Source organism: Gluconobacter wancherniae NBRC 103581 (assembly GCF_007988885.1).
In the GTDB taxonomy this organism is placed as follows: domain Bacteria; phylum Pseudomonadota; class Alphaproteobacteria; order Acetobacterales; family Acetobacteraceae; genus Gluconobacter; species Gluconobacter wancherniae.
Window position 1 is genome coordinate 580284 of sequence record NZ_BJUZ01000001.1, and the last position, 26578, is coordinate 606861.

The window sequence follows — 26578 nt, forward strand, 5'->3', positions numbered from 1 at the left end:
ACCCGCTTGAATGGTGGAGGTTGAGGTTATGGTCGCGGCACCCTATCTCTAAGGGCAGAAATCTCCACGACTGGCGCGAAACAAAAACTTCATGGCTTCTGACAGCATCCATCTTCCCTCCAACCTGATTGAGCGGGTGAGTGACCAGTTCCCCTGGGACATCGTGGTTCTCGCTGGGCTCGCTGTCGGTCTGGGGATATGCCTCTACCGTGTGCTGGGGCGCCGGGTTGGCGCTCAGGCCGTTCGTGAGGAGAGGCCGCAAGGCTTCCAAGGTGTTTCCGGGCGTCCGTCCTCACCTAATGCCGCACAGAAGCGTCTGCAGCCGCCTCCGCTGCCTGGTGCTGCGGGGGAGGCGCAGGATGCCCCGGCTACGGTGACGGAGCGCGAAATCCCGGCACCGGCTACTCGCGTGGGGGGCATTCTGTCTCGCATCGCTGAACACGAAAATGGTTTCACGCCCTCCCAGTTTCTGGATCAGGTCGATATTGCGTTTCGCAGGATTGTCCCTGCTTTCGCAGCCGGCGATCAGCCCGCGCTTGCCGGCCTTCTGACTGCAGAAACGGAAGCTGCGTTCATGGCGGCCATAGCCGCGCGCACCGAGGCCGGTGAAAGCCAGAGAAGCGACCTTCGCGCTATTGAACGCCTGTCGATCTTGGATGCTTCTGTGACTGTCGATGATCGCGGCGCTGAAACTGCGGCGATCGAGGTGTCCATTGTGTCCCGGCAGGTCAATATCCTGACAGACCGCAATGGGGAACCAGTTCAGGGCACGGATGCCGTCACCGAGTTTCATGACCTCTGGCTTTTTGAACGCATCCTTGGCATTGCTGGCGCTTCCTGGCGTCTGGCAGCGTCTCGCCCCGCTTAAAATAGGATTTACCGGTTTACACATGAAGCGTTCCCTGCTGGCCGTTGTGTCGTTGTCGATTCTTGGTGCGTGTTCCTCCCAGCAGTCATCTTCCGAATTTTCAGTCTCGCCAGTTGGTTTCGATGCGCTGGCAGGCTGGAGCGCAGAACAGACGCAGGAAGTAATGCCTGTTCTGCGGCAGGAATGTCACCGACTGGCGCAGCTCCCGCCTGAAACCTCTCTGGGCGGCGCTGTATCTCTTCCTTATGGCCGTCTGGCGAGTGACTGGTCTGGCGCGTGTTCCGCACTGGAAACTGCAACGGATGCACGTACGTTCCTCCAGACATGGTTCCAGCCATATCTCGTGGAAACGTCCGCGTTCTACACGGGCTATTTCGAGCCGCAGATCGATGCATCCCTGACGCAGGGCGGCGCTTATCAGACGCCCCTCTATCGCCGTCCGGACGATCTGGTGCGAGCGAAAGCGACCAATGGAGAGATGGTCACCGGACGCTGGGTCAATGGCCAATTCCAGCCCTATTATGATCGTGCAGCGATAGATGGAGGCGCTCTTGCGGGGCGCGGTCTGGAAATTGCCTGGGTAAAGAACCCGGTGGACCTGTTTTTTCTCCAGATTCAGGGATCTGGCCGTTTGACGTTGCCGGATGGAAGGCAGATCCGTGTTGGTTATGATGGCCGCAACGGGCAGCCCTATGTGCCGATCGGACGCGTTCTTGTTCAGGAAAACGAGCTTGCGTCTAATGCGGTCAGCATGGACAGCATCAGGAATTGGCTTACCGCCCATCCAGACCGGATCCGCGATATTCTTGAGCGCAATCCGAACTATGTTTTTTTTCGCACTGTTTCGACCAGTCTGGCACAGGGGCCTTCTGGTGCATTCGGCATTCCCCTTACTGCGGGTCGCTCATTGGCGGTCGACCGCTCGCTGATTCCCTTTGCGACACCGGTCTGGGTCGAAACACGGCTTCCGGATGCCAAGGGTGTGGTTGGAGACTGGAAGCATCTGGCTTTTGCTCAGGATATCGGAACGGATATCAAGGGTGCGGGCCGTGCAGACCTATTTACGGGCTGGGGCGTTTTTGCGCAGTACGTGGCTGGGAATCTCCATGAAAAAGGTCAGATGACCATCCTTCTGCCCAGACCGCCTGCCGTTCCGGACGCTCAATGATCCGTGCCCGCCGGGAAAATCTCGGTGTACATACGCTGATCCGGGGAGACTGCGCACGTGTACTGAAGCGGATCGCCCCCCGGAGCGTGGATGTGGTTGTTACGTCTCCTCCCTATAATCTGGGACTCGCGTATCGCAGTTACAGCGACAAGATGGCTGAGGAGGATTACCTCGACTGGATGGAAGGTGTATGTTCCAGCCTGAGAGAGGTCATGCGGGATGACGGGTCATTTTTCCTTAATATTGCCGGATCATCTGCACAGCCCTGGCTCCCGTTTGAACTTATGGTCCGCCTGCGCGGATTGTTCGTGCTTCAAAACCACATCACCTGGGTCAAATCGATCTCGGTTGGGGAGGTTACGCACGGGCATTTCAAGCCAGTTAATTCCAGCCGTTTTGTCAATCGTAACCACGAGCACGTCTTTCATCTGACAAAGACGGGAGACGTGCCGGTTGCACGGCTTGAGGCGGGTGTCCCGTTTACGGACAAATCCAATATCACGCGCCGTAGCCACAATATCGACAGGCGCTGCCGTGGCGACACATGGTTCATTCCCTACGAAACTGTGCGCAGCCGACGTGAGAAATTCAGTCACCCTGGAACATTTCCGGTAGCACTCCCCGAAGCATGCCTCAGGCTGCATGGAGTTCACTCGGAAACAGTGCTGCTTGATCCGTTTATGGGTTCTGGTACGAGTGTGATCGCTGCGGAAAAAGTAGGTGTCAGAGGCATTGGGATTGAGGCTGATACGTCTTATGTACGGGTCGCGCGGGATCGGTTGCGTGCCTATCTGGATGCACAGAAAGCAGGGCTGGACGAGAACTGATCGGCTAGGCCGATCTTTCTGACAGGCTCAATCGTTTTGACTTTGTGTGTCTGGATCCTCACTTTCACGGTCCTGTGATTATGAGGAGAAATGCGGTGCGTCGCAGCACGATTACCAAGGGAATTGCCGGGTTGGTGGCACTGGGTGTTGTCGCCTGGGGTGGTACAGTCACCTATCTTGAGCATTTCGATCATGCTGGTGCTTTTCAGCTTCCCGCTGATAGTCCGACGCGCCATGATCCAACCGCGATGGCGGCTTTTGCAGCATTTCAGGAAGTCCGCTGTGATTACTGCCATACCAAGGGCACTGATCTTCCATTTTATTTCAAGTTGCCGCTGGCTAACCAGATTATGGGCCGGGATCTTGCAGAGGGGCAGCGTCATTTTTCCTTCGCACCGATCGTTGCCGCGTTCCAGCAAGGCAAACCGCCTTCTGTTGAGCAGCTTTCGCGGATCGAGGAAGTTATCGTTCAGAACCGGATGCCTCCAGCCGCTTATCTGCTGATGCATCCGCATGCACATCTGGATGAAAAGCAGCGCGCAGATATCCTGAAATGGGTGCGTGACCAGCGCGAGCGTTACTATGCGACGCCAGGTGTGGCGGCTGCATTCCGCGGTGAGCCGATCCAGCCCATTCCGGAAAGCGTTCCTGTTGATTGGAACAAGGCTGCTCTGGGTCGTGAACTCTTCTTCGACAATACGCTCTCCGGGGATGGAAAGCTGAACTGCGCAAGCTGCCACGGGCTGAACACTGGCGGTGTCGATAATCTTGTGACGGCCACAGGTATTTCGGGTCACAAGGGGCCGATCAATACGCCTAGCGTTTATAATTCCGTCTTCAGCATCGCTCAGTTCTGGAATGGTCGTGCCAAGGATCTCGCCGCGCAGGCAGCAGGCCCGGTGACGAATCCACTTGAAATGGGTTCGCATGACTGGGAGTCCGTTGCTGAACGTGTGCGCAATGAACCGGGATATGCAGACAAGTTTAGTGCAGTGTTTGGTTCGGATGCCATCAATCAGGACACCGTAACGAACGCGATTGCCGAGTATGAAAAGACCCTGATCACCCCTGACAGTCGCTTCGACCTGTATCTGAAGGGAAATGCGAGCGCGATTACTGATCAGGAAAAGCGTGGCTATGAGCGTTTCAAGCAGATTGGCTGCTCGGGTTGTCACAGCGGTGTCGCGATTGGCGGCGACGCATACGAGATCATGGGTCTTGAAGGACCGTATTTCGATGATCGTCATTCCAAGCTGACCGCAGCGGATCAGGGGCGTGAGGCCTTCACGAGCAATCCCGCCGATAGACAGCGTTTCAAGGTTCCGAACCTGCGCAATGTCGAACTGACCGGTCCGTGGTTTCACGATGGCTCTGTGACGTCACTCGAACAGGCCGTTCGTGAGATGGCACGTTATCAGACGCCGGATCGGGATATTTCCAATCAGGATGTTCAGGATATCACGGCATTCCTGAAAACACTGACAGGCAAATACGACGGCATTCCTCTGAAGGATGTACCGGCAGACGCCCCGTTGCGTCCGGTTCAGTCGAACTGAGTGCTTTGACTGTTGTTATGAACGAGGCTCCGGGACAGTTTCCGGGGCCTTTTTAATATTCGATCCGAGTGTTCCAAAAAATGATACTGTCACGAGACCTGTTCGTATGTGGGCCGAGCCGTTAAAGGCTGTATCGTCTTGTGGTCATGAGCATGGCCCGGGTGGTCAGCACAAAAGGGGCGGGCGTGGCAAAAAGGGTTCTGAGGGAAGAGGAGGCACAGATGTGGCGCAGCTTTGTGCGCGATATTGTACCTCTGCGTCCAGAGCGCCCGGCCGCAGAGCCTGAAAAGCTACAGCTCAAGGTTCCGATGCCTGCACCAACAGCAGCCGTTTCCGAGCCCGCATTGTCATTTGCGGCTGTTATGTCAGGTGCGCGCCTTCAGAAACCTGCACGCCAGCAGGAGCTTCGGGTGGGTGTGCGAGCGCCGGGCCTTGATGACACAAGCTGGAAACGGCTCTCACGGGGGAGCATGAAAATTGATGCCCGCCTCGATCTGCATGGATACATCGTGCAGGAGGCGTTCGAGCGTCTTCACTCATTTCTGTTGAGGGCACGCGCACTTAACTGGCGTTGCGTGGAGGTTGTAACCGGGCTGGGGAGTGGGCAGACCAGCGGCATGATCCGCCGGGAACTGCCGTTATGGCTCCAGCGGGATGACCTGCGCCCGATGGTTCTGGCGGTCGTCCACCCACATTCCGCAAATCATGGCTCCGTGCGGATCCTGCTGAAAAACCGCCGCCGTTCCTGATTTTGTCAGAGAGGGCGGGTTTCCTGTCCGGATCGCCAGCGCGGCGTATTGATGGCGATCCATCGCCTGAGAGCGAGCGTTGCGTTGAGCGGCGGTGTTGCTCGCGAAAGAAGGGGGGCTGCATTGGCCCCGTCAGCCAGCGAGAAATGGCGTAATTCAGCCCAGTGCCGCATGCCACTATCCGCGACCGCGAGCGCGCAGGCTTTGCGCCATTGCATCACCACATCCGGGGGCGTGAGCATGGGAAGGGCGACAGTGACTGCGGTGTCCGTGCTGGAAGAAACACCCTGCCATGCCTGATAGAGAAGGCCTTCAGGCGGTTTTCTGCGAACCTGCTGGTATGCTTCCAGAAAATTCGGGATCTGCTCAGCTTGGATATCCGAGATGTCTCCGGTCTGGTATAGCGGAGCTGTGCCAGCGGGAAGAGATTTCAGCACTTCTGCCAGCGGGATATTCATCGTGCATGGCGAGATCTGGACAGCATCGACCGTGCCATCCCGAAGCGCTGCGAGTGCCTGTTCCGCACTGACAAAGCCTGGGACGGGAATGGGGCGCATGCCAAGCAGGGTCAGGCCGAGCATCGCAGAGAGCTCGGGGCCGCTTGCGCGCGACACAGCCAGGCGAACCGAATGGTTATGGAAAAAACCTTCGATCCGCATCCGGAAGCTCCGACGCATCTCGATACGGCCAACGACCACAGTGGCCGTCCGGGCGAGCATGAGGGGGATCCAGCGCCCGAAATCATAATGGACGCGAGAATCGCCTGTCAGGGATGCCAAAAGTGTTGCGCCGGGAACCACAATGGCTGTTCTGCCATCAGGTGCTTCATTGGCATCAAAGAGATTGGCTGCTGTAACGCCGTCCTGCCCGAGGTCTGGCTGAAGCTGGATAGGTGTATCGAGGCCGAGTCCTTTGGAGATCGGACCTTCTGCCAGTTCACCAAACTGTCCCGGGATGGAGGCAAGTGTTCCACCGAGCAGCAGTTTTGCTTCTGGTAGTGTGCTGGCGTTTGCCGTTTTTCCCAGAGCCGATGCAACGGTCAGTGCTCCAAAAGACTGAAGACACTGGCGGCGCGTTGCGAGGGGAAGGCGTCTGAATGTCACGGCCAGCGGACTTCCGGAGGCATGCTCATGAGAATAGCCTCCGTGTTGCCGCCGGTTTTCAGGCCAAACAGGGTCCCACGATCATGCAGGAGGTTGAACTCCACATAACGTCCGCGGCGGATAAGCTGCGCGTTGCGATCTTCTTCCGTCCACGGCGCGAACATGCGTCGACGCACGACGGCAGGATATGAATCGTGAAACGCAAGTCCGACATCACGCGTGAACGTGAAGTCGAGGTTTGCATCTCCTGTAAAGAGGCGATCATAGAATATGCCCCCAAGGCCACGGGGCTCGTTGCGATGGTGCAGATGGAAGTAGTTGTCACACCACTCTTTAAAGCGTGGATAATGCTCCGGATCGTGGCGCGCACAGGCGTTTTCGAATGCAGAGTGGAAAAGAGCGGCATCGCTGATGGCTTCCGCGCTCTCCGGGAACATCGGTGTGATGTCTCCACCACCGCCAAACCAGCCCTTGGACGTAATGATCATACGCGTATTAAAATGCGCGGCGGATACATGTGGATTGCAGGGGTGTGCGACAAGCGAAATGCCTGTTGCAAAGAAGCGGGGGTCGTCGTCAGTTCCGCCGATCTGCTTACGGAATTCCGGAGAGAATTCTCCGAAAACGGTTGAGACGTTTACACCGACTTTTTCGAATACACGCCCGCGCATAACGGACATGACACCACTCCCGCCTTCGGAGCGATCCCAGGGCGTGCGCTCGAAACGACCGGCTTGTGTCCGATTGTTCAGAACCTGCGAATTGCCTTCAACGGCTTCATCTTCGAGTTTTTCGTATGATGCGCAGATACGGTCACGCAGAGACTCAAACCAGGCCTGTGCCTGTAGCTTGAGTGCATCATGCGGGACCTCGGGGCGGATAAGCTCGGCAAAACTTGGACTGATTTGATCCATTTTTCTCTGTTCCCCGCCATTCAGGACGAAATCAATTAGCCGGTGAGGCTTAACAAATTACGCCACTTTCGAACAGTTGGCTGTGTCACATATCTGACGCCGGTTTGCGGCGTGATCATGGCCATCAATTCTTCCCATTTCGTGAATGGATTTCAATTTGATGGTTTTCCTGTGACGGGCTTGCAGATTTCTGCTGCGCATGTTCCTGAACGTCTTTTCTGCGGACCCATATGATCGGGGAGAATGCACGTGTCTTCTGAAAATGAAATCCAGCCGGTCATTGGCGTGATCGGTGGCTCTGGGCTCTATGATATTGACGGCCTGGAAAACAAGCAGTGGCGTCGGGTGGAGACGCCGTGGGGCGATGCCTCCGACGAGCTGCTGTTCGGAACACTTGATGGCGTTCAGTGCGTATTTCTTCCGCGTCATGGAAGGGGCCATCCGATCCCGCCATCACGCCTGAACTATCGCGCGAATATTGATGCTCTCAAGCGTTCGGGTGTGACAGACATTCTGTCACTCTCCGCTGTGGGTTCTCTTAAGGAAGAACTTCCCCCGGGACGCTTCGTGCTGGTTGATCAGTTCATCGACCGCAGTTTTGCTCGTGAAAAGAGCTTTTTTGATACGGGCTGCGTGGCTCATGTCGGTATGGCAGATCCCGTTTCAGGCCGGTTGCTGGATATTCTCGGCACCGAAGCAGAGAAGCTGGGTATTCCTGTCACGCGTGGCGGAACGTATATCGTTATGGAAGGCCCGCAGTTCTCGACGCGTGCTGAAAGCGAACTTTACCGTTCATGGGGCTGTTCTGTCGTGGGTATGACAAACATGCCCGAGGCCAAGCTCGCGCGTGAAGCTGAGATGAATTACGCGACTGTCGCCATGGTGACGGATTATGACTGCTGGCACACCGAGCATGACAGCGTGACGGTTGAGGGCGTCGTGAAGGTCATGAAAGGGAACGCCGACAATGCGCGTCGCCTCGTCAAGGCTGCAATTCCTGTTCTTGGACAGCGTCGTGCGCTTTGTCCGTCTGGTGCAGAGCGTGCTCTGGATTATGCCATCATCACGGCGCCGGAAGCGCGTGACCCAGCACTCGTCGCGAAGCTGGACGCCGTTGCGGGACGTGTGCTGAACGGCTGAATAAAAAGGCCCCACTCAAGAGAGATGGGGCCTTGGGGAGGGGCTGGTCAGGGCCCTTCCTGCTTTTCATCGATTTGTGCGTAGCCGGGTTGTCCGTGTTGCGCGCTTTCGTCTTTCATCAGTTCAGCTTCTTCCTTGCGGTCCGCGACCGGGAAGTGGCGCTGATCGCCTTGATCCGTTGAACGCTCTGGAAATTCGCCAAGATTTTCCTGAAGGCGGGCGTTTTCGATCTGCACATCCGCAAGCTCCGGATCTGGAAGATCTTTCACATTCACGCCACGTGGCACGCCCTTGATGGAGATAAGATCCTCAGCGCGTTCCATATATGCTTCAGGGCCACCCTCTGGCCGCCCTTCGGATTCCCATAGCAGTTTTGCTTCAGCTTTGATGGCAGCGTCACGTTTAGCATTCGGGGCTAATGGATTGTCTGACATGTCTGGAGATCCTGTATGATCGTTTGTGGAAGAATAGGGTCTGGCACGGCTGTCCGGCTATGCAGATGTCGCTTTGTGGGAGAGGTGTTCTTTCAAAAAGTTCAGACTGCGTGACCATGCGAGATCACGGGCGTCCTGATTGAAACTTGGTCGCTGCGGGCATCCGAAACCATGTCCGGCATCGTCATAAACGAAGACTTCTATTTCAGGTCTGCGCTGGCGTATCGCCTGAACATCCGAATGTGGGATGGATTCGTCTTCACCGCCAAAGTGCAACTGAACCGGGCAGTGTGGGGCTGTATCGCAATGATTGGCGATCCCTCCACCATACCAGCCCACTGCTGCATCAAAGTTGTGATGCCGAACTGCTGCCAACCAAGCGATAAGGCCACCCCAGCAAAAACCGATAATGCCCACCACACGGTGTGGATTGCCTTTTCGAAGTTCCTCGGCGCAGGCAGCAATATCTTCCTGTAAGGATTCCGGGTAAATTCGGCTTCTGAGGTCGAGGCCCTCTTTTAGTCCTGTTTCATTATAAGCGAGCACGGCATGCGGCTTGACGCGGTCGAACAGGGCAGGGGCGAGGACATGATATCCTTTCGCGGCAAGCTCTGCACAGACTGTAAGAATATGATCAGTAAGGCCGAATATTTCCTGCACCACGACGACCGAGTGTGGTGCGTCACGCGAGCCGACTTCCCATGCTTCAAATGAATGACCATCGCGTGCGGTTAGCGTTATTTTGCGCCCGTCTGCGGGGTGGTCTTTGTCGCTTTTCTGGTTCATTGCTGTTGCCCGTTACTCAAAAGATGCCGGAAAGGCATGACTTATGAACGACGTCATAAATCTCCGTAGGGAACGTAAACGTCGCAAAGCGGATGAGGATGCGAAAAAGGCTGAGACCAATCGCGTTCTTTTCGGCAGAACGAAAGCACAAAGGCTTTCTGAGGAAGCGGAAAAATCTCGTGTATCCGGCCTGCTGGATGGCAAGAAGTTGGACGATAAAAAAATCTCTCTTGGGCAAGGCGAGAGTTCTTGACGGAGTGCGACTGGAGCACTACCTCGTTAGCACTCTCGTTATGAGAGTGCCAATCAACGCGCTGCAGTCCTGAGCGCGGAAACCCGGTTGTGTCGCTTTGAACAAGGACATGACCTAAAATGGAGCGATCCATGACGAATTTTCGTCCCCTACATGACCGTGTTGTGGTCCGTCGTCTGACCGGCGAAGAGAAGACCGCAGGCGGGATCATCATTCCGGACACCGCCAAGGAAAAGCCAATGGAAGGCGAAATCGTCTCCGTAGGCCCCGGCGCACGCAACGAGCAGGGCCAGATCGTGGCACTGGACGTTAAGGCTGGTGACAAGGTGCTGTTCGGCAAATGGTCCGGCACCGAGGTGAAGATCAACGGTGAAGAACTGCTGATCATGAAAGAGAGCGACATTATGGGCGTGATCGGCTGATTTCAGCCGCCCCCATTCGTCTCTACTGAACCTCTACAGGAGCAATCAACATGGCTGCCAAAGACGTAAAATTCGGTGCTGATGCACGTGCCCGCATGCTGCGTGGCGTTGATATCCTTGCAGACGCTGTCAAGGTAACGCTCGGCCCGAAGGGTCGTAATGTCGTTCTCGACAAGTCCTTCGGCGCACCGCGCATCACCAAGGACGGCGTATCTGTCGCCAAGGAAATCGAACTGGCTGACAAGTTCGAGAACATGGGCGCCCAGATGGTGCGCGAAGTGGCCTCGAAGACTAACGACGTTGCTGGTGACGGCACGACGACCGCAACCGTGCTGGCACAGGCCATCATCCGTGAGGGCGCCAAGGCTGTTGCTGCTGGCATGAATCCGATGGATCTGAAGCGCGGTATCGACAAGGCAGTCGGCGTTGTCGTTGAAGAGCTGAAGAAGAACACCAAGAAGATCACTTCCCAGGAAGAAATTGCCCAGGTTGGTACGATCTCCGCCAATGGTGAGCACGAGATCGGTGAAATGATCGCGCGCGCCATGGAAAAGGTTGGTTCCGAGGGTGTCATCACGGTGGAAGAGGCCAAGGGCCTGCATACCGAGCTTGACGTCGTTGAGGGCATGCAGTTCGACCGTGGTTATATCTCCCCGTACTTCGTGACGAACCCGGAGAAGATGACGGCTGATCTGGATAACCCTTACATCCTGATCCACGAAAAGAAGCTCTCCTCGCTTCAGCCGATGCTGCCGCTTCTTGAGAGCATCGTTCAGTCCGGTCGTCCGCTCATGATCCTTGCCGAGGACGTGGACGGTGAAGCTCTTGCAACGCTCGTTGTGAACAAGCTTCGTGGTGGCCTGAAGATTGCAGCCGTCAAGGCTCCTGGCTTCGGTGACCGTCGTAAGGCCATGCTGGAAGACATCGCAATCCTTACGGGCGGTCAGGTGATTTCCGAAGATATCGGAATCAAGCTTGAGTCCGTGACCCTTGAGATGCTCGGCCGTGCGAAGAAGGTTCACATCGAGAAGGAAAACACCACGATCGTTGAAGGCGCTGGTAACGGCGACGACATCAAGGGTCGTTGTGGCCAGATCCGTGCGCAGATCGAAGAGACCACTTCGGACTACGACCGTGAGAAGCTGCAGGAGCGCCTTGCAAAGCTGGCCGGTGGCGTTGCAGTCATCCGCGTTGGTGGCAGCACCGAGGTTGAGGTGAAGGAGCGCAAGGATCGCGTTGACGATGCGCTGCATGCAACACGCGCTGCTGTCGAGGAAGGTATCGTTCCGGGCGGTGGTACGGCTCTTGCCCGCGCTTCCCGCACCTTCGGTCACCTGGAGTTCCAGAACGATGATCAGCGCGTCGGCGCAGAAATCATTCGCAAGGCCCTTCAGGCTCCTCTGCGTCAGATCGCCTTCAATGCTGGTGAAGACGGTGCAGTGATTGCTGGCAAGGTTCTTGAGATCGAAGACTACAAGTTCGGTTTCGATGCGCAGAACGCAGAGTACAAGGATCTTGTTTCTGCTGGCATTATCGACCCGACAAAGGTTGTCCGTACGGCACTTCAGGATGCAGCTTCTGTTGCAGGCCTGCTGATCACGACGGAAGCCATGGTTGCTGAGCGCCCCGAGAAAAAGGCTCCGGCCGGCGGTGGTGCAGGCGGAATGGGTGGCATGGGCGATATGGACTTCTAAGGAAGTTCATCGCCTTCCCTGCCTCTGCGAAAGCATGGGTAGGGGAGCTTCCTGTTACAGGGAACTTAAAAAGCCGCTTTCCCCGCAGTTGGGAAGGCGGCTTTTTCATTTCGAAATTTCTGAAATAGATCAGATTGATCTGTAGAATTCCGTCATTTTCAGGGTGTATTTTTGAATTTCGAAGATGAATTTAGGTCTTGTGTATCAATGTATAAATTTTGATTGGCATGTGAAAAGTAATAATCAATTCGAATCGAATTCGATACAAATAATTACGCGTTAATTTTCATTGTGATATCAATTCAAAATAATTTTTTGTGTTTTTGATGCAACAGAATGTCTTTAATAGCACAGCAATGCCGACCTAAGTTTCATCCCGGTATTGCAACGTAAGATTTCCACTGTCACTTTCCGAACCATTCCGGATGCAAATCCGTCAACATATCGATCGCGAAAGTCACTAATGGTAAACTTACGCAACAACCCGCGTTGTGTTGCGCTTCTGGGTGCAACCATGCTGGCTTCCATGCCTGTGGTTGCCCATGCAGCCGCCGGGGATGCTGTTTCCCACACGCATGTGAAGAAGCATAAGGTTGCCGCTCGTAAGGCTGCGGCCCCGGCTGCTGCTGCTGCTGCTGCTGTTGGCGCAGGCACGATGGCCAGCCCGATTGCTGCGACACATGCAACACGTGCTGCATATGTTTCTCCTTCCGCGGCGTTTGAGTCTGTGCCCGCACGTGAAGAGCGTGTCACGGTTACGGGGTCGGCTCTGAGCTCATCGAACAACACGAGCGCCAATCCGGTTCAGATCATCACGGCAAAGCAGATTAACCAGACTGGCGCTACCACGCTGTCCGACTTTTTTGCTCGTATGCCGTCAATCGGCGGAACAGGTTCGAACAACGCTGAAACCAACGGAACGGGTGGTGCAGCTTGCACGGATATCCGTAACCTTGGGTCAAACCGCGTTCTGGTTCTGATCGATGGCAAGCGGACGACCCTTAATGGTCAGAGCAACTGCGTCGATCTCAATGCCATTCCCGTACAGCAGATTGCCAGCGTCGAAATTCTGAAGGATGGCGGCTCTGAGCTCTACGGTGCTGACGCTGTTTCCGGTGTTATCAACATCAAGATGCGTCATGATCTGTCTGACGGAAACATCACGGTTCGTGGTGGTATCACCGGTCGTGGTGACAACCAGACAGGCATGATTTCCGGCTACAAGGGCTGGAACTTTGATCACGGCAAGGGCAACCTGACCCTTTTTGGGTCATACATGACGCAGGGCGGTGTCTTGCAGCGTGATCGTAGCTGGGCCAACCCTGTCCAGCTGTCGAACGCTACATCTGGTTCTCAGACGTTTGGTTCAAGCTACTCCAACTATACCCACGTCACCAACGCGGCTGGCACGATCAACTCCTCCGTTTCTCCGGACGGCAAGACCGTTGCGCCATGGGGTAGCAACGCCCGCTATCCGTATAATCAGCATCAGAGCCTCCTGAACCAGCTTCAGGATTCCAATCTTTCTGGTGATTTCCATTATCAGTTCAACGAGCATGTAAACCTGTATTCCAATGTGATGTATTCACATCGGACCAGTTCGACATACATGGCAGCAGAGCCGTTTGACGGATCCGTCCAGCCCAGCACGATGCCGTCCATCCTGACTGTTCCGGCCAATTATCCGGGCAACCCGTTTGGGCAGGATGTCGATATCACGAAGCGTCTCACAGAATTCGGTGATCGCCGTGATGAGAACGCCACGGACACCGTGACGTCCAAGGTTGGCTTCAACGGTACGATTACCCATGGGTGGGACTACGATGTTTCCTATACCTATGGTTCAAGCATGGCGACCGATCACCTTCAGGGCGTTGGATCTTATCCCAGGCTTCTGAATGCGTATGGTCTTCAGCAGGTTAATCCTTCGAGCGCTACAAGCGCGCTTGTTTACAACCCGAGCGTATGCCCGGCATCCGGTTGCAGCAGCCCCTTTGCTATGCTGTCTCCGCAGAATGCCGCTTACGCAAATGCTACGACCAACACGCATTCCCAGTATCAGCTGCGTGACTGGAACCTTCGTATCCACAACAATCATGTGGCGACGATGCCGTGGAAAAACGGTGGAAATCTTGGTATTGCCATGGGCATGGAGCACCGTGGTGAGCAGCTGACCAACACGCCTGATCCACTGATTTCGAGCGGTCAGAGCCTTACGAACACGGTTCTGCCGACCAGCGGTGGCTTCAACGTGACGGAAGGTTATCTTGAAGGCCAGGCAACGCTGCTGCGTGATGCATTCCTTGCGAAGGATCTTACGATCGACGCACAGGGGCGCGCTTCCGGTTATAACACGTTTGGAACCGCGAAGAACTGGAAAGCGTCCATCGACTGGGCACCTGTCCGTGATATCCGTTTCCGCGGAACCATTGGTACATCTTATCGCCAGCCGAGCGTTTATGAGCTCTATGGCGGTCAGTCCATCAGCTACAACCTTGCCAACGATCCCTGCGACATGACACAGGTTGGCACTTATGGTGCTGCTGCGGGGACTGTTGCTGCAACATGCGCAAAGCAGGGCATCAACACCAAGACGTTCCAGCAGTCCGGTACAGGGCAGATTCCGACGCTTGGTGGTGGTAACACGCATCTTGCACCGGAAATCGGACGCACCTACACCTTCGGTACGGTTATCACACCGCACTGGATCCCGAACCTCTCCATTTCCGGTGAGTTCTGGCACTACTCCGTCAATCACACGATTGGCGCTCTGCCGACGCAGTACATCCTGAACAACTGCTATAATGGCAAAAGCCCAGGTCTGTGCAGCCAGATCAATCGCCTGGCGAATGGTCAGATCAATACGGTTACGGCGAACGACCAGAACACAGGTGCAATGCACACAAGCGGCGTCGACTTCGATTTCGATTATCGCTTGCGCGTCTCTCGTCTGGACCTGCTGACCGTTTCGAACAACTTCCAGTATCTGCTGAACTACAGCCAGCAGCTTGTTCCGGGTGGTGCGTTCTCCAACTACACGGGCGCTCTGCTCTACCAAGGCGGCCCAAATAACGCGAACGCATCTTATGGAATGCCCAAGGTTCGTGATTACACGACCCTCGGCTGGACTCATGGTGCATTTAGCGTTTCGTACATGCTTCAATTTATTGGTGGCATGCACTGGAATGATTCGACCGAATATCTGGACTCTGCATCTAATGGACGCATCAAGACACCGATGATGATCCAGCAGGATCTGACGATGAACTACCGTTGGAAGAAGTGGAACTTTGAAGGTGGTATCAACAACATCACCAACAAGAACCCTCCTTTCGTAGTCAGTGGCGTTGATAACAGCGCTGGCGCTACGTATGGCAGCTTCTATCAGGGGCGTTACTTCTTCCTGCAGGCTGGTCTGAACTTCTAAGGCCCGTCAGCAAAGTACGCTTTTGCTAGGCCAGCCATTCAGAATGGCTGGTTGCGCAAACAAAAAACCCCGCCTCCGTGAGGCGGGGTTTTTTGTTTTTGGATGAAGCGTTGGTTTAGTTTTCGGGAGTGGTGTCGATCGGAGTCAGAAATGCTCCGATTTCATCAATAGCCTGCGCCAGACTGACACGTCGGACTTCCACACCATCGGGAAACGCCGAGAGCAGGCGGGATGGCATGCGTCGATCCAGCATAACAAAAACTCCACGGTCATCGCCCCTGCGGATCAGCCGGCCAAATGCCTGCCGGAGGCGCATCCGCGTGATGCGGTCATCATATTCGCTAGGACGTCCCTCAGAGAGGAGGCGGCGACGCTCGCGGTGAAGGATGTCGGGTCGTGGCCAGGGCGTGCGTTCGAAAACCACCATCCGAAGCGCCTCTCCCGGGACGTCCACGCCATCGCGCATCGCGTCTGTTCCCAAAAGGCAGCTATGGGTTTCGGTTCGAAAAACATCCACAAGTGTTGCGTTGTCCATCGCGTCGACATGCTGGGCATAGAGGGGGAATCCCGCAACCTCGAGCGGCTCATGGATGCGCTTATGAACTTCGCGCAGGCGTTTGATGGCTGTGAAAAGACCTAATCCGCCGCCGCCCGATGCTTCAAAGAGCGCCCGAAAGGCATGTGCCATCGACGGTATTTCGGCTGATACGTCGGTAATGACATAGGCTCGTGTCTGGCTGGCGTAATCAAATGGGCTCATCAAGGCTGCGCGGATTGCAGGATTCATGAAATGGTTCGTGCCAAGACGAAGCTCTGCTGCGCGCCAGCTATCTTCATCGTCGCCATTGCCTGTACGGTCACGGAGTGTCGCAGACGTCAGCAGTAATCCGTGAGCAGGTGTTTGGATCGTGGCAGCGAACGGGATCGTTGGGTCGAGCCAGTGCCGATACAAGCCCACATCATGATCTCCTTGCGTGCCGCGGATGCGGGGCAGTCGGTCACTTCGAATGAAATCGATATGTGTGGGTATCACTCCCGCCTCAGGTGGCGTCTGGAGTGCCGTCAGCATAATCGTCCATCCTGTGACCCGTGTCAGGGCTCGACGATGGAGTGTGCGGACGAGGGCTTCAATCCGTTGGCGCAGGGGGGCATCCATTTCCGGATCGTCTTCGACCTGTGATTCCAGTCTGCGGCACAGAAGGCCGAGTGGTTCGGAAAGCCTTTTCAGTGATCGGGCGAGTTGATCCGCGGCTGTCGCGACTGGCCCGTTCAGGGGATGGAGATCGCATTCGGCAGATACATAGCCATCTGCCCGCGTGTTCTTGGCTTGCCGTGCGCGCAGCTGCTGGTCGATTGCCTGAAGAAATGTCTCTGAAGGATTCTCGATGAGTGCTGCGTCCGTCGCAATATCCGGTGTTTTGTCGCTCTGATCGTGGTGATCTTCTTTTGGGGTAAGGGCTTCCCGCAAGCGCGTGCTCCAGCCGGGTGCGGGAAGCGCGCGCGCAGCCTGCAACACCGCGGCAACAGGCGTATCAATGGATGGTATGCGCTCCACCAGATCATCAAGGCGTCGCTGCAGGCCCCGTGCACGGGAGCGGCTGCCCTCCGCGCCGAGTAGCCAGCGCCGAAGCTCAGCAGCTTCAAGTCCAGAGAAGGCTGTAGCGAATGCGCTGTCTGCTGCATCGGGGACATGGTGTCCCTCGTCAAAAACGTAACGCGTGGGAGCTGTGTCTTCGTCAGGGAGGTTGGCAGGGGCCAGAGCTGCCCATGAGGCCTGAGCCATGACGAGTGCGTGGTTGGCGATTACCAGATCTGCCTGCCGCGCACGGCGGATGCCATGTTCAACAAAGCAGCTCTGATAATGTGGGCAGGCGGCGTGGATACATTCGCCACGTCTGTCCGCCACGCCCGACAAAGTCCCATGTCCGAAAAGTTCGCCAAACCATCCGGGCAGGTCTCCGCCCATGATGTCTCCATCGCGGGTGGCTTCCGCCCATCGTGCGAGCAGGGCTAGAGGCAGGAGTGCGGCTGCGCCTTCCATTCCCCGTGATGATGCCGTGTTCAGAAGGTCTTCCATGTTCAGAAGACAAAGATAATTTTCGCGACCCTTGCGCACGACGACTCTTGAGCGCAGTTCCTTTTCACCCGGATAAAGGCGCGTCAGCTCCTGCTCGATCTGGCGTTGAAGATGTCGGGTGTAGGTGCTGATCCAGACGGCACCATCATTCTGCTCTGCCCAGAGGCTCGCGGGTGCAATATAGCCCAGTGTCTTGCCGGTTCCGGTTCCGGCTTCCGCGAGAACGATGTTTGGTGCGCCCAGTGTTTCGCGTGGCTCAAACGCGGCCGTTGCTACCGAAGCGAAATCGGCCTGTCCAGCGCGGATCTCGGCATCTGGTCCCAGAATTTTGCGCAGGCGTTCGCGTGCATCACGTTGGGAAACCGGATGGCTGCCCGGAGCCGGTCGGGGTGCCGTCTCTTCCCATCGGGCCAGGCGTTTCCAGACACGAACGGCTTCATATGGATGGGCGCCCACAGTATCGGCTGGTGTGCCAATGGCCTCGGCAACTTCCCCTGTCCATGCCCAGCCCGCTTTACCAAGAGGAACGAGCAGGGCGCGCAGTTTTGTGCCTTCATTTGTGTCCGCAACGTTGCGAAGATGAGCGAGCATTGTTTCGCAGAGCAACGGGAGAAGGTCGGCCTCGACTGTTTCCGCAACCCTCACTCCCAGTGCGATGGCTAGACCGCGCGGCGTCGGCGCAACGGGTTTTGCAGGATGCGTAAATAGGAAAAGATCAAGTAGGTCGAACCATGGGACGGGCTGGGAGAGTGGAGAAAGTTCAAGTGTGCGTAATGCCGCGGGGCCGTGAACCAGAAGTGGCGGCGGAAGCTGCCCCAGTATTGCTCTGGTGTCTTCCGGGTTGAGATCAAGCAGTTCCCCGTCCGGCGTGAGGAGGGATGACAGTCCACGCCGTGCAATCAGCGCGGGCGCATCAAATGGAGAGCGGAATGAGGAAGGTTGGGCAGGGGGCATCGGAAATAGTGTAGCGCCATTCAGGCGGCCTGCCGAGGAAATTCCAGAACATAAAGTGAATGATCGCGTTACTCCAAGAGCGAGGTTGGCAGCAGAAACACCGCAAACTCAGGAGCCTTGTCTATGATGCTTCTCAGTAAATGAAAAATCGATCATAATGTTGGCAGATGCGGTAAAGGGCCGGAATTTCGGGATTGAGCAGTTCCGTCAAAGGGCTTGCTTGACCAAACTTCTCGCGCTCCCTAAATTTTCCGGTAATTATGCAGACTTTTCCAGACACCGCCGCACCCTTACTCTCTCCTGATGCCCAGCTGCCTAAAGCCTGGCCATTTGAGGAAGCCCGAAAAATCGTCGAGCACGTTGGTGCGCGCGATGCCAGCAAACCTGTGCTCCTCGAGACCGGCTATGGTCCGTCTGGCCTCCCGCATATCGGGACGTTTGGAGAGGTTGCGCGTACAACCTGGGTGCGACAGGCATATGAAGCTCTCACCGGGCGTTCAACGCGCCTCCTTGCTTTTTCCGACGACATGGATGCGTTGCGCAAGGTTCCGACAAATGTCCCGCAGCAGGAAATGCTGACGAAGCATATCGGCCTTCCGCTCTCTCGTATTCCTGATCCATTTGGTGAGTACGAGAGCTTTTCTGCGCACAACAATGCCCGTCTTCGCCAGTTTCTGGACAGCTTTGGCTTCGAGTACGAGTTCGCATCTTCTACTGAATATTATGCGAATGGCACTTTTGACGCTGCTCTCAAGCGGATGCTTGAAGTTCATGACGAAGTTGTCTCCGTCATTCTGCCGACACTGGGCGCCGAGCGGCGCGCGACCTATTCTCCAGTTCTTCCGATCCACCCTGAGACCGGGCAGGTCATGCAGGTGCCATTGATCGCGTTTGATGCGGACGCTGGTACGGTCACGTGGAAGGACGATGCTGGCAAGACATTCGAGACATCTGTCTATGGTGGCCATGCAAAGATGCAGTGGAAAGCCGACTGGGCGATGCGCTGGTTTGCACTGGGTGTGGACTATGAAATGTCAGGCAAAGATCTGATCGACAGTGTGAAACTGTCTTCCAAGATATGCCGCATTCTGGGCAAGAAGCCGCCTGCCGGTCTGACATACGAGCTGTTCCTTGACGCACAGGGACAGAAGATCAGCAAGTCCAAGGGCAATGGGCTGTCTGTTGAAGAGTGGCTGCGTTACGGAACGCCCGAGAGTCTTTCTCAATATATGTTCCAGCAGCCTGCACGTGCCAAACGCCTGTTTTTTGACGTTATCCCGCGTGCGACGGACGATTATCTGACACTCGTCCAGAAGGCTGAGACGCAGGAAGGCAATGATCTTAAGGCCAACCCGGTCTGGTTCATCCATGGCGGTACGATCAGGCCGCAGGATACAAGCCCGGTTTCCTTTACAGCTTTGTTGAATCTTGCAGACGTCGCCAATGCCGAGACGCCGGATACGCTCTGGAAATTCCTGCGTCGGTATGATCCGACACTTTCACCGGAATCCCATCCATATGTTGATAAGCTCGTTAATCATGCGCTGACCTATTTTCAGGAGCGCGTGCGTCCAACGAAGGTCTACCGTGCACCCACAGAGACAGAGCGCAAAGGTTTGGTTGATCTCGCCGCAGCACTTGCAGATGTTCCCGTAAGCTCCACTCCCGGCGAAGTGCAGGATGTGGTTTTTGAGGTTGGGAAGCGTTATTTTGCGAAATCGGAGCTACGTTCCTGGTTCGGCTGCCTCTACGAAGTCCTGCTTGGCCAGAGTGAAGGCCCGCGTTTCGGAATTTTTGCGTCTCTGTTCGGGTTGCCCGAAACAGTAAAGCTGATTGAAGAAGCTCTCGCACGTCCGGCTCTCGAAGTGACGGCAGAGACCCCGCAGAACTGAGGCATGATGGCCAACATGCAAGAAGAATGGCAGGATAAAGACCTTCTTCGCCCCTCGGAAGGGTGCATGGAGGAAGAGGACGTCGCCACTGTAAGCCGTCTGCGCAGGATATTATCGCGTGCGCCGGCTATGGTGGGACTGGTGCTTCTGGTCGCTGCTGTTTTCGTGATCTGGAGAGAACTGCGGCACCTCTCTTTCCATGATGTGGAAGAGAGTGTTCGCGGTATTTCGTCCAGTTCTTTGCTGGCGGGGCTTGGCGCAACAGTTCTCTCCTATGTCATTTTGTCGTTCTACGATCGTCTGGCTTGCCTCCATGTTAAGGCGGATATTTCCTATCGACGCTCGGCATTTGCGGCTTTTTGCTCTTATGTCCTGTCCCACAATCTTGGTTGCGCCGCGATTTCCGGTGCAGCGGTAAGATTTCGGCTGTACCGAAGTTGGGGTGTCGCGCCGGGGGCCATCGCGCAGATCATCGCATTCTGCTCGGCAACATATCTCCTGGGCACGCTGGCGCTCGTCGGGTCAATTCTGCTCTTTGAGCCGCATGTCATCCCTGTGCTGTCATGCCTGCCTGCATTTGTTCTGCGCCTTATCGGTGCAGGGTGCCTAGGCTCGTTAATCGCGTATGTGGCGGTGTCACGGCGCAAGCGTGAGCTCAATTTCCGTGGGCACATCATTGAATTGCCCGGCATGGGGCTCGCACTCTCGCAGATCATTGTCAGTGCCGCAGATATGTCTGCAACAGCACTTATAGCCTATTGCGTTCTGCCGACGCTGCCGCCTGAAGCACATTTTGGATTTGGTACGTTTCTCGCCATCTATATCGCGTCTTATACGGCAGGGCTGGTTGCGAGTGTACCTGGTGGGCTTGGCGTCTTTGATAGTGCCATGCTGCTTGCACTACAGCCTTATCTGCCGGTGCCGCGGATCATGGGCGCCATACTGGTATTTCGTCTGTTTTATTACATTATCCCGCTTGTAATGGCTGGGTTGATGTTCGCCGGGCATGAGATATTCCTGCGCGGTGAGCAGGCGCTGATAGAGAAAGACAAATACCCGCCGCGCGTCCGGCCCAGTCAGGTTATTCGGGAATCCGAAGCAGATTTCTCTGTAGCCGTTGCGACGGGTGTGCAGGCGGTCGTTGGTGTTCTTTTGCTGATTTATGCTCTGGCTGCACCTTTGCCGCATATTGGAAGTGCGCTCGCCATAGGTATTGCACAGATTGCCGATCTGCTTCTCAGTGTAGTGGGTGTCTCGCTGGTCGGGTTGGCTGTTGGCCTGTCGCAACGTGTGGCACTGGCGTGGAAAGTGTCACTTGGTGTGCTAACGGCAGGTATCGTTCTGATGACGCTGCGCCACGCGCTCTGGGAGGCGTCTGTAGTGCTGGCTCTGGTCATGCTGCTTCTGGCGCCTTTCCGTAACTGCTATTATCGCCGAGCACATCTGCTTGTGGCGCCACTGTCTCCCTCGATGCTCGCCCCGATTTCACTTTGGTTGCTGGGTCTGGCGGGCGTTGGATGGGTTGCGGTGCAGCGTCATCTCGGGCCGATCTGGTGGCGCTCCATGATCTATGATGCCCACACCGCAGTCGGGCGTTGGTTTTTGGCCATTTCCGCACTTTGTGGCCTGTTCGCTCTGTGGCGTGGAATGGGCAGGGCGCGCATTCGTTTCGAACTCTGGAACAGTGAAAACGAACGCGAATATCGAAGCCTCGCGCACGCGTTGCAGGAATTTGGTTGTCGCCGCCCTAACGGATTGTTGCATGATGAAGCGGGCCGTGCAGCCATTCCGTTTCTTCGCACAGGCCAGTTCATCATTGGGCTGGGAGATCCTGCAGGCGCAGAACGCAACAGCATTGCGGCAATCTGGCGCCTAAGGGATTTTGCGCTGCAAGAGGGCAAGCGCCTTGCTTTCGTGAGCGTCGGACAATCTCTTATTGCCGTTTACAATGACCTTGGACTGACTGTGTGCCCAAGTGGACCAGCAGGAACGATCTGCTGCTTTTCAGAGGATTATAGGGCGTTGCGCGCATTTCTGAGTGGTGAGGAGCGTCGCGCCCGGAAAAGGGCATCCATGCAGGTTTCGAATCCGGCATCCAGCGCTCCACGCTCATGAGTGCAATGGGTGGCCCTCTGGTTGGTGGCGTGAGTGGGGTTTTCAATAGCCTTCTGATTGCTTTTCCGGCTTTGTTTTCAATCGTGAACCCACTTGGTGCCTCGCTCATCTTTGCTCAGGCAACGGAAGGTCGTGAACCGAGCGAAATCCGTGCACTTGCTAAGATCGTCGCATTTTATTCGCTGGTGATCCTTCTTGTTTCAATCTGGTTTGGAAGCTGGATACTTGTTTTTTTCGGCATAAGCATGAATGCCCTGAGAGTCAGTGGTGGCCTGGTGGTGGCTTCGCGCGCCTGGGTGATGCTTCAGGCTCCGGAAGCCAGTGAAGCCAGAAAAGAAAAGCAAGCACTACAAGGCGGACGTACTGTTGCAGCTCCTGATCTGCGCGAACGGGCATTTTTCCCGCTCGCAATGCCGTTTACTGTTGGCCCAGGCAGTATATCAGTAGCGATTGCGTTGAGTTCTTCGTGCCCGCCGCAGATATCGGCCTGGCATTACTATATCGGAGTGTCTGTTGCCGCAGTTGCCATTTCGGTTGTTGTTCTTGCGGTTTATACATATTCAGAGCGCGTGGTGGCCATGCTGGGTGTGACGGGTGCACGAATTGTCAGTCGTCTGGCCGCTCTTATTCTGTTGGCGATTGGTATCCAGATTATGGCATCTGGCCTTCAGGGCTTTATGTGGGATTTTGTGCATTCCGTGAGTGCAGAAGCTGCTCGTCCGAAGCACTGACCTCCGAATTTTTCAGAATGTCATGGGTGCGCCGACGTAGTTCAGGAATTACATCCTCCTGAAACCAAAGATTGCGTTTTTCCCAAATACCCGTCCGCCAGGATGGATGGGGCAGGGGAAAATAACGTGGCAGGTAATCCCGAAAATTCTTTACCCGATCTGTAACAGATCCTCGTCCCAGAACGTGATGCTGGGAGTAGCTTCCAACCAGAAGAGTAAGTTGGATGTCGGGCATTAGCGACAGGATTTTATCGCGCCATAGCGGTGCACATTCTGGCCTTGGCGGTCTGTCTCCACCTTGTGGCAGGCGTCCGGGGTAGCATAGGCCCATGGGTAGGATCGCAATTTGCCCCGTGTCATAAAACTGTTCGGGAAGCATCTGGAGCCAACTGCGAAGTCGATCCCCAGATGGATCGAAAAATGACTTTCCGCTTAAGTGTGCTTTGGTTCCAGGAGCCTGACTCGCAATCAGTATTCGGGATTTAGCCGAAACATGAATGAGCGGGCGTGCCCCAAGCGGCAGAAAAGCTTCGCATACCCGGCATTTTCGAACTTCATCGACCAATGCATTCAGTTGTAAGGCACGGGTCGATCTCTCTGTCATTCGTCCTCGACTGATAGCTGTAAGGCAGGATTCCAGGCATATTCCGCCCGAGGTACGTAGATCTGTTCCTCGTAACCGCGCAGTGATTCAAAGAGCGTAACGTGCTCGATCTGCATGGGTTTGCCCCGGAAAAGGTTATGGGATTGAACCCACCGAATGGCTGCCGGTCGTTCTGTTGTCCGCAGGTGCCCAAGGGTAACATGTGGCTGAAAGCGGCGTTTTGCGGGAGAAAGCCCGGCGCGTCTCAAAAGACTCTCGATCTGGGATTGCAGCGTATCAAGCTCCGAAGAACGCTCCACGCCAAGGGCCAGGCTGTCCATTGTTGACCCTTCTTTAAGAAGAGCACCTGTGAGGGTCGCTTCAAAAGGTTTCCAAGAGAGCCGCCCGAGTGCCAGATCGATTTCCTGCATCACGTGTCGATCCGTAATTTCTCCAATGAACCGAAGGCTTATGTGATAGTTAGGTGCCGGAACCCATTCAACTCCGGGCATTGAACCTCTGAGCAGGCTAAGAGCTTCACGCAGGGCAGGGGGGAGGTGAAGCGCGACAAATAGTCTCATAAGACGGGTCGCTCCTTCCAGAACGCTTAAAGACGCGGGATATTCTTGACCCGCGGTGGAAAAACACCACATCTGAGTGGAATGTGGACCATTACGGTTCGTCAAGTGCCTCGCAAGAGGCCATCTTTGGAAAAAGGTGTCATGGCTTTCAATTCGAACTTCAGCGCAGCCCGTGGGCAGGCCGGGGTCGGCAGCATGGACGCAGGTCTGCGTGCATACATGCTTCGTGTCTTCAACTGGATGGCAATCGGGCTCGTTACAACGGGTGTGGTTGCATACGGTGTGGCCGAGACCAGTCTGCGCGCTCTCTTCTTCCACGTTGTGGAAATGCCTAATGGCGCCCTAGCGCAGCGACCGACCTTGCTTGGTCTTATCAGCATGTTCACGCCGCTGGCGTTCGTGATGGTGCTTTCATTTGGCATCAACCGTCTTTCCCGTCCTGCCGTGCAGGGTATTTTTGTACTCTTCAGCGTTGCGATGGGCGCGAGCATGTCGTCCCTCCTGATGGCGTATACGGGCGTTTCGGTCGCTCGTACGTTCTTCATTACGGCCTCAATGTTCGGCGCGATGTCGCTATGGGGATATGTGACGGGTAGCAATTTGAGCCGACTCGGATCTTTTCTGTTTATGGGTCTGATCGGGATCATCATTGCGTCTGTCGTGAACATCTTCCTGCACAGTAATGCGCTCGGGATGCTGGTTTCACTATTGGGCGTGGGTATCTTCACTGTCCTCGCAGCTTACGATACGCAGCGTATCAAGATAACGTATCAGCAGTCAGCCGGTTATGCGGCTCCTGACGAGCTTGGAAAGCGCAGCATTTATGATGCTCTTTCGATGTATCTGAATTTCGTTAATCTTTTTCAGTTTCTCCTGCAGTTCACCGGCGTACGGTCCAGTAACAACGATTGAAATTACTTGGTCTTCGTCAATCACGAAAAAGAGAGCTAACAGTCAATGTTGGCTCTCTTTCTGTTTTCAGGACCAAAAAGGTCTTGAATTAATTTGGCCACATCTGAGAATGTTCACATTAAAAAGTTGTAACTTTCTCGGTTAATGAAAACATTAATTGCCTGAAATGTGGCGAAAAACAGCCATTTTCTAGAGTATGCAGGGGTTCGGGGTGTGCCTCACGGAACCCGTGATAAGCCTTGTCTTCCGGGCGATTCAGGCGGAATAAAACCCAAGGAACCGGGACAACCGTGTCCCGTGCTGAATGAATTTCAGGGGCGGATCTTCTGGTCCGGTTCCTGACGTCAGGATACGAACGAGAAAGGCAGCAGATTATGGCAGCGTTCGGCAGCTCTGATGCGACCCTGATCGTGTCAAACCGTTTCCCGGCGATCGAAAAATGCCGGAACGATTGATGAAAGCAGGACCCATGAAAAAACTCTGGCGACTCCTCCCAGCGTTGCCTGCACTGATGCTGTCGGGTTGCACGGTTGATCTGCTTCAGCCGCGTGGTCCGATCGCAGAAATGAACCGTGATGTAATGTTGGCAGAATTTGCCATCATGATGTGCATCGTGGTTCCGACTTGCATCGCAACCCTCTACTTCGCTTGGAAGTATCGCGCTTCCAACACCGAGGCCGAGTATCTCCCGACGTGGGATCACTCGACCAAGATTGAATATGTCGTTTGGGGTGTCCCAACTGTTCTGATCGTACTTCTTGGTGCAATTAGCTGGTGGTCCACACACGCATTCGATCCTTACCGTCCCCTGCAGACGGCGGATAATGTCAAGCCTCTGAACGTTCAGGTTGTTGCACTGGACTGGAAGTGGATGTTCATCTACCCGGATCTGGGGATCGCTACGATCAACCAGCTCGACGTGCCGACGAACACACCGCTGAATTTCCAGATCACTTCCGATACCGTCATGACATCGTTTTTCGTGCCCCGTCTGGGTTCGATGGTCTATGCCATGCCGGGACAGCAGACCCAGCTTCATCTCCTGGCCAGCGCGCCGGGTGACTACCTGGGTGAAGCATCTCACTTCAGTGGCCGCGGTTTCTCTGACATGAACTTCCGTACCCTTGCCATGTCTTCGGACCAGTTCAACAGCTGGGTTGAGAAGGTTAAGGGCGGCGAAGAAAGCCTCGACAACACGACCTACCCGAAATACGCCGCACCGCAGGAAGCTGCACCGGTTCAGTATTTCGCGCATGTCCAGCCGGAACTCTTCGACGGCATCGTTGCCAAGTATAACAACGGCATGATGGTGGATAAGACGACGGGCAAGGTCATGCACATGCAGTCTGCTTCAAACGCTGCACCGTCCGACACTGGCATGAAGGAATAACC

General features: G+C 55.4%; 22 protein-coding genes. 15 read left to right on the forward strand and 7 right to left on the reverse strand.

From position 1 onward, the window contains the following. Positions 1 to 91 precede the first annotated feature (91 nt). The 5 genes from GWA01_RS02650 (at position 92) to GWA01_RS02670 (ending at position 5168) form a co-directional block, all read left to right on the forward strand. Entirely contained in the window at positions 92 to 868 is a 777-nt protein-coding gene (locus GWA01_RS02650; RefSeq protein WP_146793748.1) for a Tim44/TimA family putative adaptor protein, read from the forward strand. Positions 869 to 890: 22 nt separating this feature from the next. After that, positions 891 to 2036: a murein transglycosylase A gene (gene mltA / locus GWA01_RS02655; protein ID WP_146793751.1), complete on the forward strand. Its 1146-nt coding sequence runs from the start codon at positions 891 to 893 to the stop codon at positions 2034 to 2036. Next, on the forward strand, positions 2033 to 2863 hold the full coding sequence (locus GWA01_RS02660) for a DNA-methyltransferase (protein ID WP_146793754.1): 831 nt from the start codon (positions 2033 to 2035) through the stop codon (positions 2861 to 2863). Before mltA ends, GWA01_RS02660 begins: the two co-directional genes overlap by 4 nt. Before the next feature lie 95 nt (positions 2864 to 2958). Beyond that, positions 2959 to 4419, forward strand: coding sequence for a cytochrome-c peroxidase (locus GWA01_RS02665; RefSeq protein ID WP_146793756.1), 1461 nt, complete (start codon positions 2959 to 2961; stop codon positions 4417 to 4419). A 221-nt stretch (positions 4420 to 4640) separates the two neighbouring features. Continuing rightward, a complete protein-coding gene (locus GWA01_RS02670; protein WP_228118292.1) occupies positions 4641 to 5168 on the forward strand; it encodes a Smr/MutS family protein in 528 nt (175 codons plus the stop codon). Positions 5169 to 5173: 5 nt separating this feature from the next. Here GWA01_RS02670 and GWA01_RS02675 read toward each other — a convergent pair whose 3' ends face one another. Together GWA01_RS02675 and hemF are read right to left on the reverse strand one after the other, a co-directional pair. Continuing rightward, positions 5174 to 6271, reverse strand: coding sequence for a hypothetical protein (locus tag GWA01_RS02675; RefSeq protein WP_229316005.1), 1098 nt, complete (start codon positions 6269 to 6271; stop codon positions 5174 to 5176). After that, entirely contained in the window at positions 6268 to 7185 is a 918-nt protein-coding gene (hemF, locus tag GWA01_RS02680; RefSeq protein ID WP_146793759.1) for an oxygen-dependent coproporphyrinogen oxidase, read from the reverse strand. The genes GWA01_RS02675 and hemF overlap by 4 nt, the downstream gene beginning before the upstream one ends. Before the next feature lie 249 nt (positions 7186 to 7434). Between hemF and GWA01_RS02685 the strand changes: the two genes are divergently transcribed. After that, positions 7435 to 8325, forward strand: a complete 891-nt coding sequence (locus GWA01_RS02685; protein ID WP_229316004.1) for an S-methyl-5'-thioadenosine phosphorylase — start codon at positions 7435 to 7437, stop codon at positions 8323 to 8325. Between the two features lie 47 nt (positions 8326 to 8372). Here GWA01_RS02685 and GWA01_RS02690 read toward each other — a convergent pair whose 3' ends face one another. Together GWA01_RS02690 and GWA01_RS02695 are read right to left on the reverse strand one after the other, a co-directional pair. Further along, positions 8373 to 8759: a DUF2934 domain-containing protein gene (locus GWA01_RS02690; RefSeq protein WP_146793764.1), complete on the reverse strand. Its 387-nt coding sequence runs from the start codon at positions 8757 to 8759 to the stop codon at positions 8373 to 8375. Between the two features lie 57 nt (positions 8760 to 8816). Beyond that, a complete protein-coding gene (locus GWA01_RS02695; protein WP_146793766.1) occupies positions 8817 to 9545 on the reverse strand; it encodes a dienelactone hydrolase family protein in 729 nt (242 codons plus the stop codon). A gap of 43 nt (positions 9546 to 9588) precedes the next feature. Here GWA01_RS02695 and GWA01_RS02700 point away from each other — a divergent pair, with 43 nt between their 5' ends. The 4 genes from GWA01_RS02700 (at position 9589) to GWA01_RS02715 (ending at position 15341) form a co-directional block, all read left to right on the forward strand. Then, a complete protein-coding gene (locus tag GWA01_RS02700; RefSeq protein ID WP_146793767.1) occupies positions 9589 to 9798 on the forward strand; it encodes a DUF4169 family protein in 210 nt (69 codons plus the stop codon). 131 nt (positions 9799 to 9929) lie between these two features. Further along, a complete protein-coding gene (locus GWA01_RS02705) occupies positions 9930 to 10220 on the forward strand; it encodes a co-chaperone GroES (RefSeq protein WP_146793769.1) in 291 nt (96 codons plus the stop codon). A 50-nt stretch (positions 10221 to 10270) separates the two neighbouring features. Beyond that, positions 10271 to 11914 (forward strand): chaperonin GroEL, encoded by a 1644-nt coding sequence (groL, locus tag GWA01_RS02710; RefSeq protein WP_146793771.1) that lies wholly within the window; start codon positions 10271 to 10273, stop codon positions 11912 to 11914. A 463-nt stretch (positions 11915 to 12377) separates the two neighbouring features. Further along, positions 12378 to 15341 (forward strand): TonB-dependent receptor domain-containing protein, encoded by a 2964-nt coding sequence (locus GWA01_RS02715; RefSeq protein WP_228118294.1) that lies wholly within the window; start codon positions 12378 to 12380, stop codon positions 15339 to 15341. 115 nt (positions 15342 to 15456) lie between these two features. Here GWA01_RS02715 and GWA01_RS02720 read toward each other — a convergent pair whose 3' ends face one another. Continuing rightward, positions 15457 to 18372: an ATP-dependent DNA helicase gene (locus GWA01_RS02720; protein ID WP_146793774.1), complete on the reverse strand. Its 2916-nt coding sequence runs from the start codon at positions 18370 to 18372 to the stop codon at positions 15457 to 15459. A gap of 260 nt (positions 18373 to 18632) precedes the next feature. Here GWA01_RS02720 and GWA01_RS02725 point away from each other — a divergent pair, with 260 nt between their 5' ends. The 3 genes from GWA01_RS02725 to GWA01_RS02735 are packed head-to-tail and all read left to right on the forward strand — an operon-like array spanning position 18633 to position 23110. Beyond that, positions 18633 to 20264 (forward strand): lysine--tRNA ligase, encoded by a 1632-nt coding sequence (locus GWA01_RS02725; RefSeq protein ID WP_146793776.1) that lies wholly within the window; start codon positions 18633 to 18635, stop codon positions 20262 to 20264. A gap of 3 nt (positions 20265 to 20267) precedes the next feature. Beyond that, positions 20268 to 22379, forward strand: a complete 2112-nt coding sequence (locus GWA01_RS02730; protein ID WP_146793778.1) for a lysylphosphatidylglycerol synthase domain-containing protein — start codon at positions 20268 to 20270, stop codon at positions 22377 to 22379. After that, positions 22376 to 23110 carry a MarC family protein gene (locus GWA01_RS02735; protein ID WP_186819434.1) on the forward strand — a complete coding sequence of 245 codons (735 nt, stop codon included), beginning with the start codon at positions 22376 to 22378 and terminating at the stop codon, positions 23108 to 23110. The genes GWA01_RS02730 and GWA01_RS02735 overlap by 4 nt, the downstream gene beginning before the upstream one ends. On the opposite strand, the gene GWA01_RS02740 is transcribed toward GWA01_RS02735, so the two are convergent. Both GWA01_RS02740 and thpR read right to left on the reverse strand, forming a co-directional pair. Continuing rightward, on the reverse strand, positions 23055 to 23714 hold the full coding sequence (locus GWA01_RS02740) for a uracil-DNA glycosylase family protein (protein ID WP_146793779.1): 660 nt from the start codon (positions 23712 to 23714) through the stop codon (positions 23055 to 23057). The two genes, GWA01_RS02735 and GWA01_RS02740, sit on opposite strands and share 56 nt — an antisense overlap. After that, positions 23711 to 24274 carry an RNA 2',3'-cyclic phosphodiesterase gene (thpR, locus tag GWA01_RS02745; RefSeq protein WP_146793781.1) on the reverse strand — a complete coding sequence of 188 codons (564 nt, stop codon included), beginning with the start codon at positions 24272 to 24274 and terminating at the stop codon, positions 23711 to 23713. The genes GWA01_RS02740 and thpR overlap by 4 nt, the downstream gene beginning before the upstream one ends. Before the next feature lie 141 nt (positions 24275 to 24415). Between thpR and GWA01_RS02750 the strand changes: the two genes are divergently transcribed. Beyond that, on the forward strand, positions 24416 to 25186 hold the full coding sequence (locus GWA01_RS02750) for a Bax inhibitor-1/YccA family protein (protein WP_146793783.1): 771 nt from the start codon (positions 24416 to 24418) through the stop codon (positions 25184 to 25186). A gap of 439 nt (positions 25187 to 25625) precedes the next feature. Then, positions 25626 to 26576, forward strand: a complete 951-nt coding sequence (cyoA, locus tag GWA01_RS02755) for a ubiquinol oxidase subunit II (RefSeq protein ID WP_146793785.1) — start codon at positions 25626 to 25628, stop codon at positions 26574 to 26576. Positions 26577 to 26578: the final 2 nt, after the last annotated feature.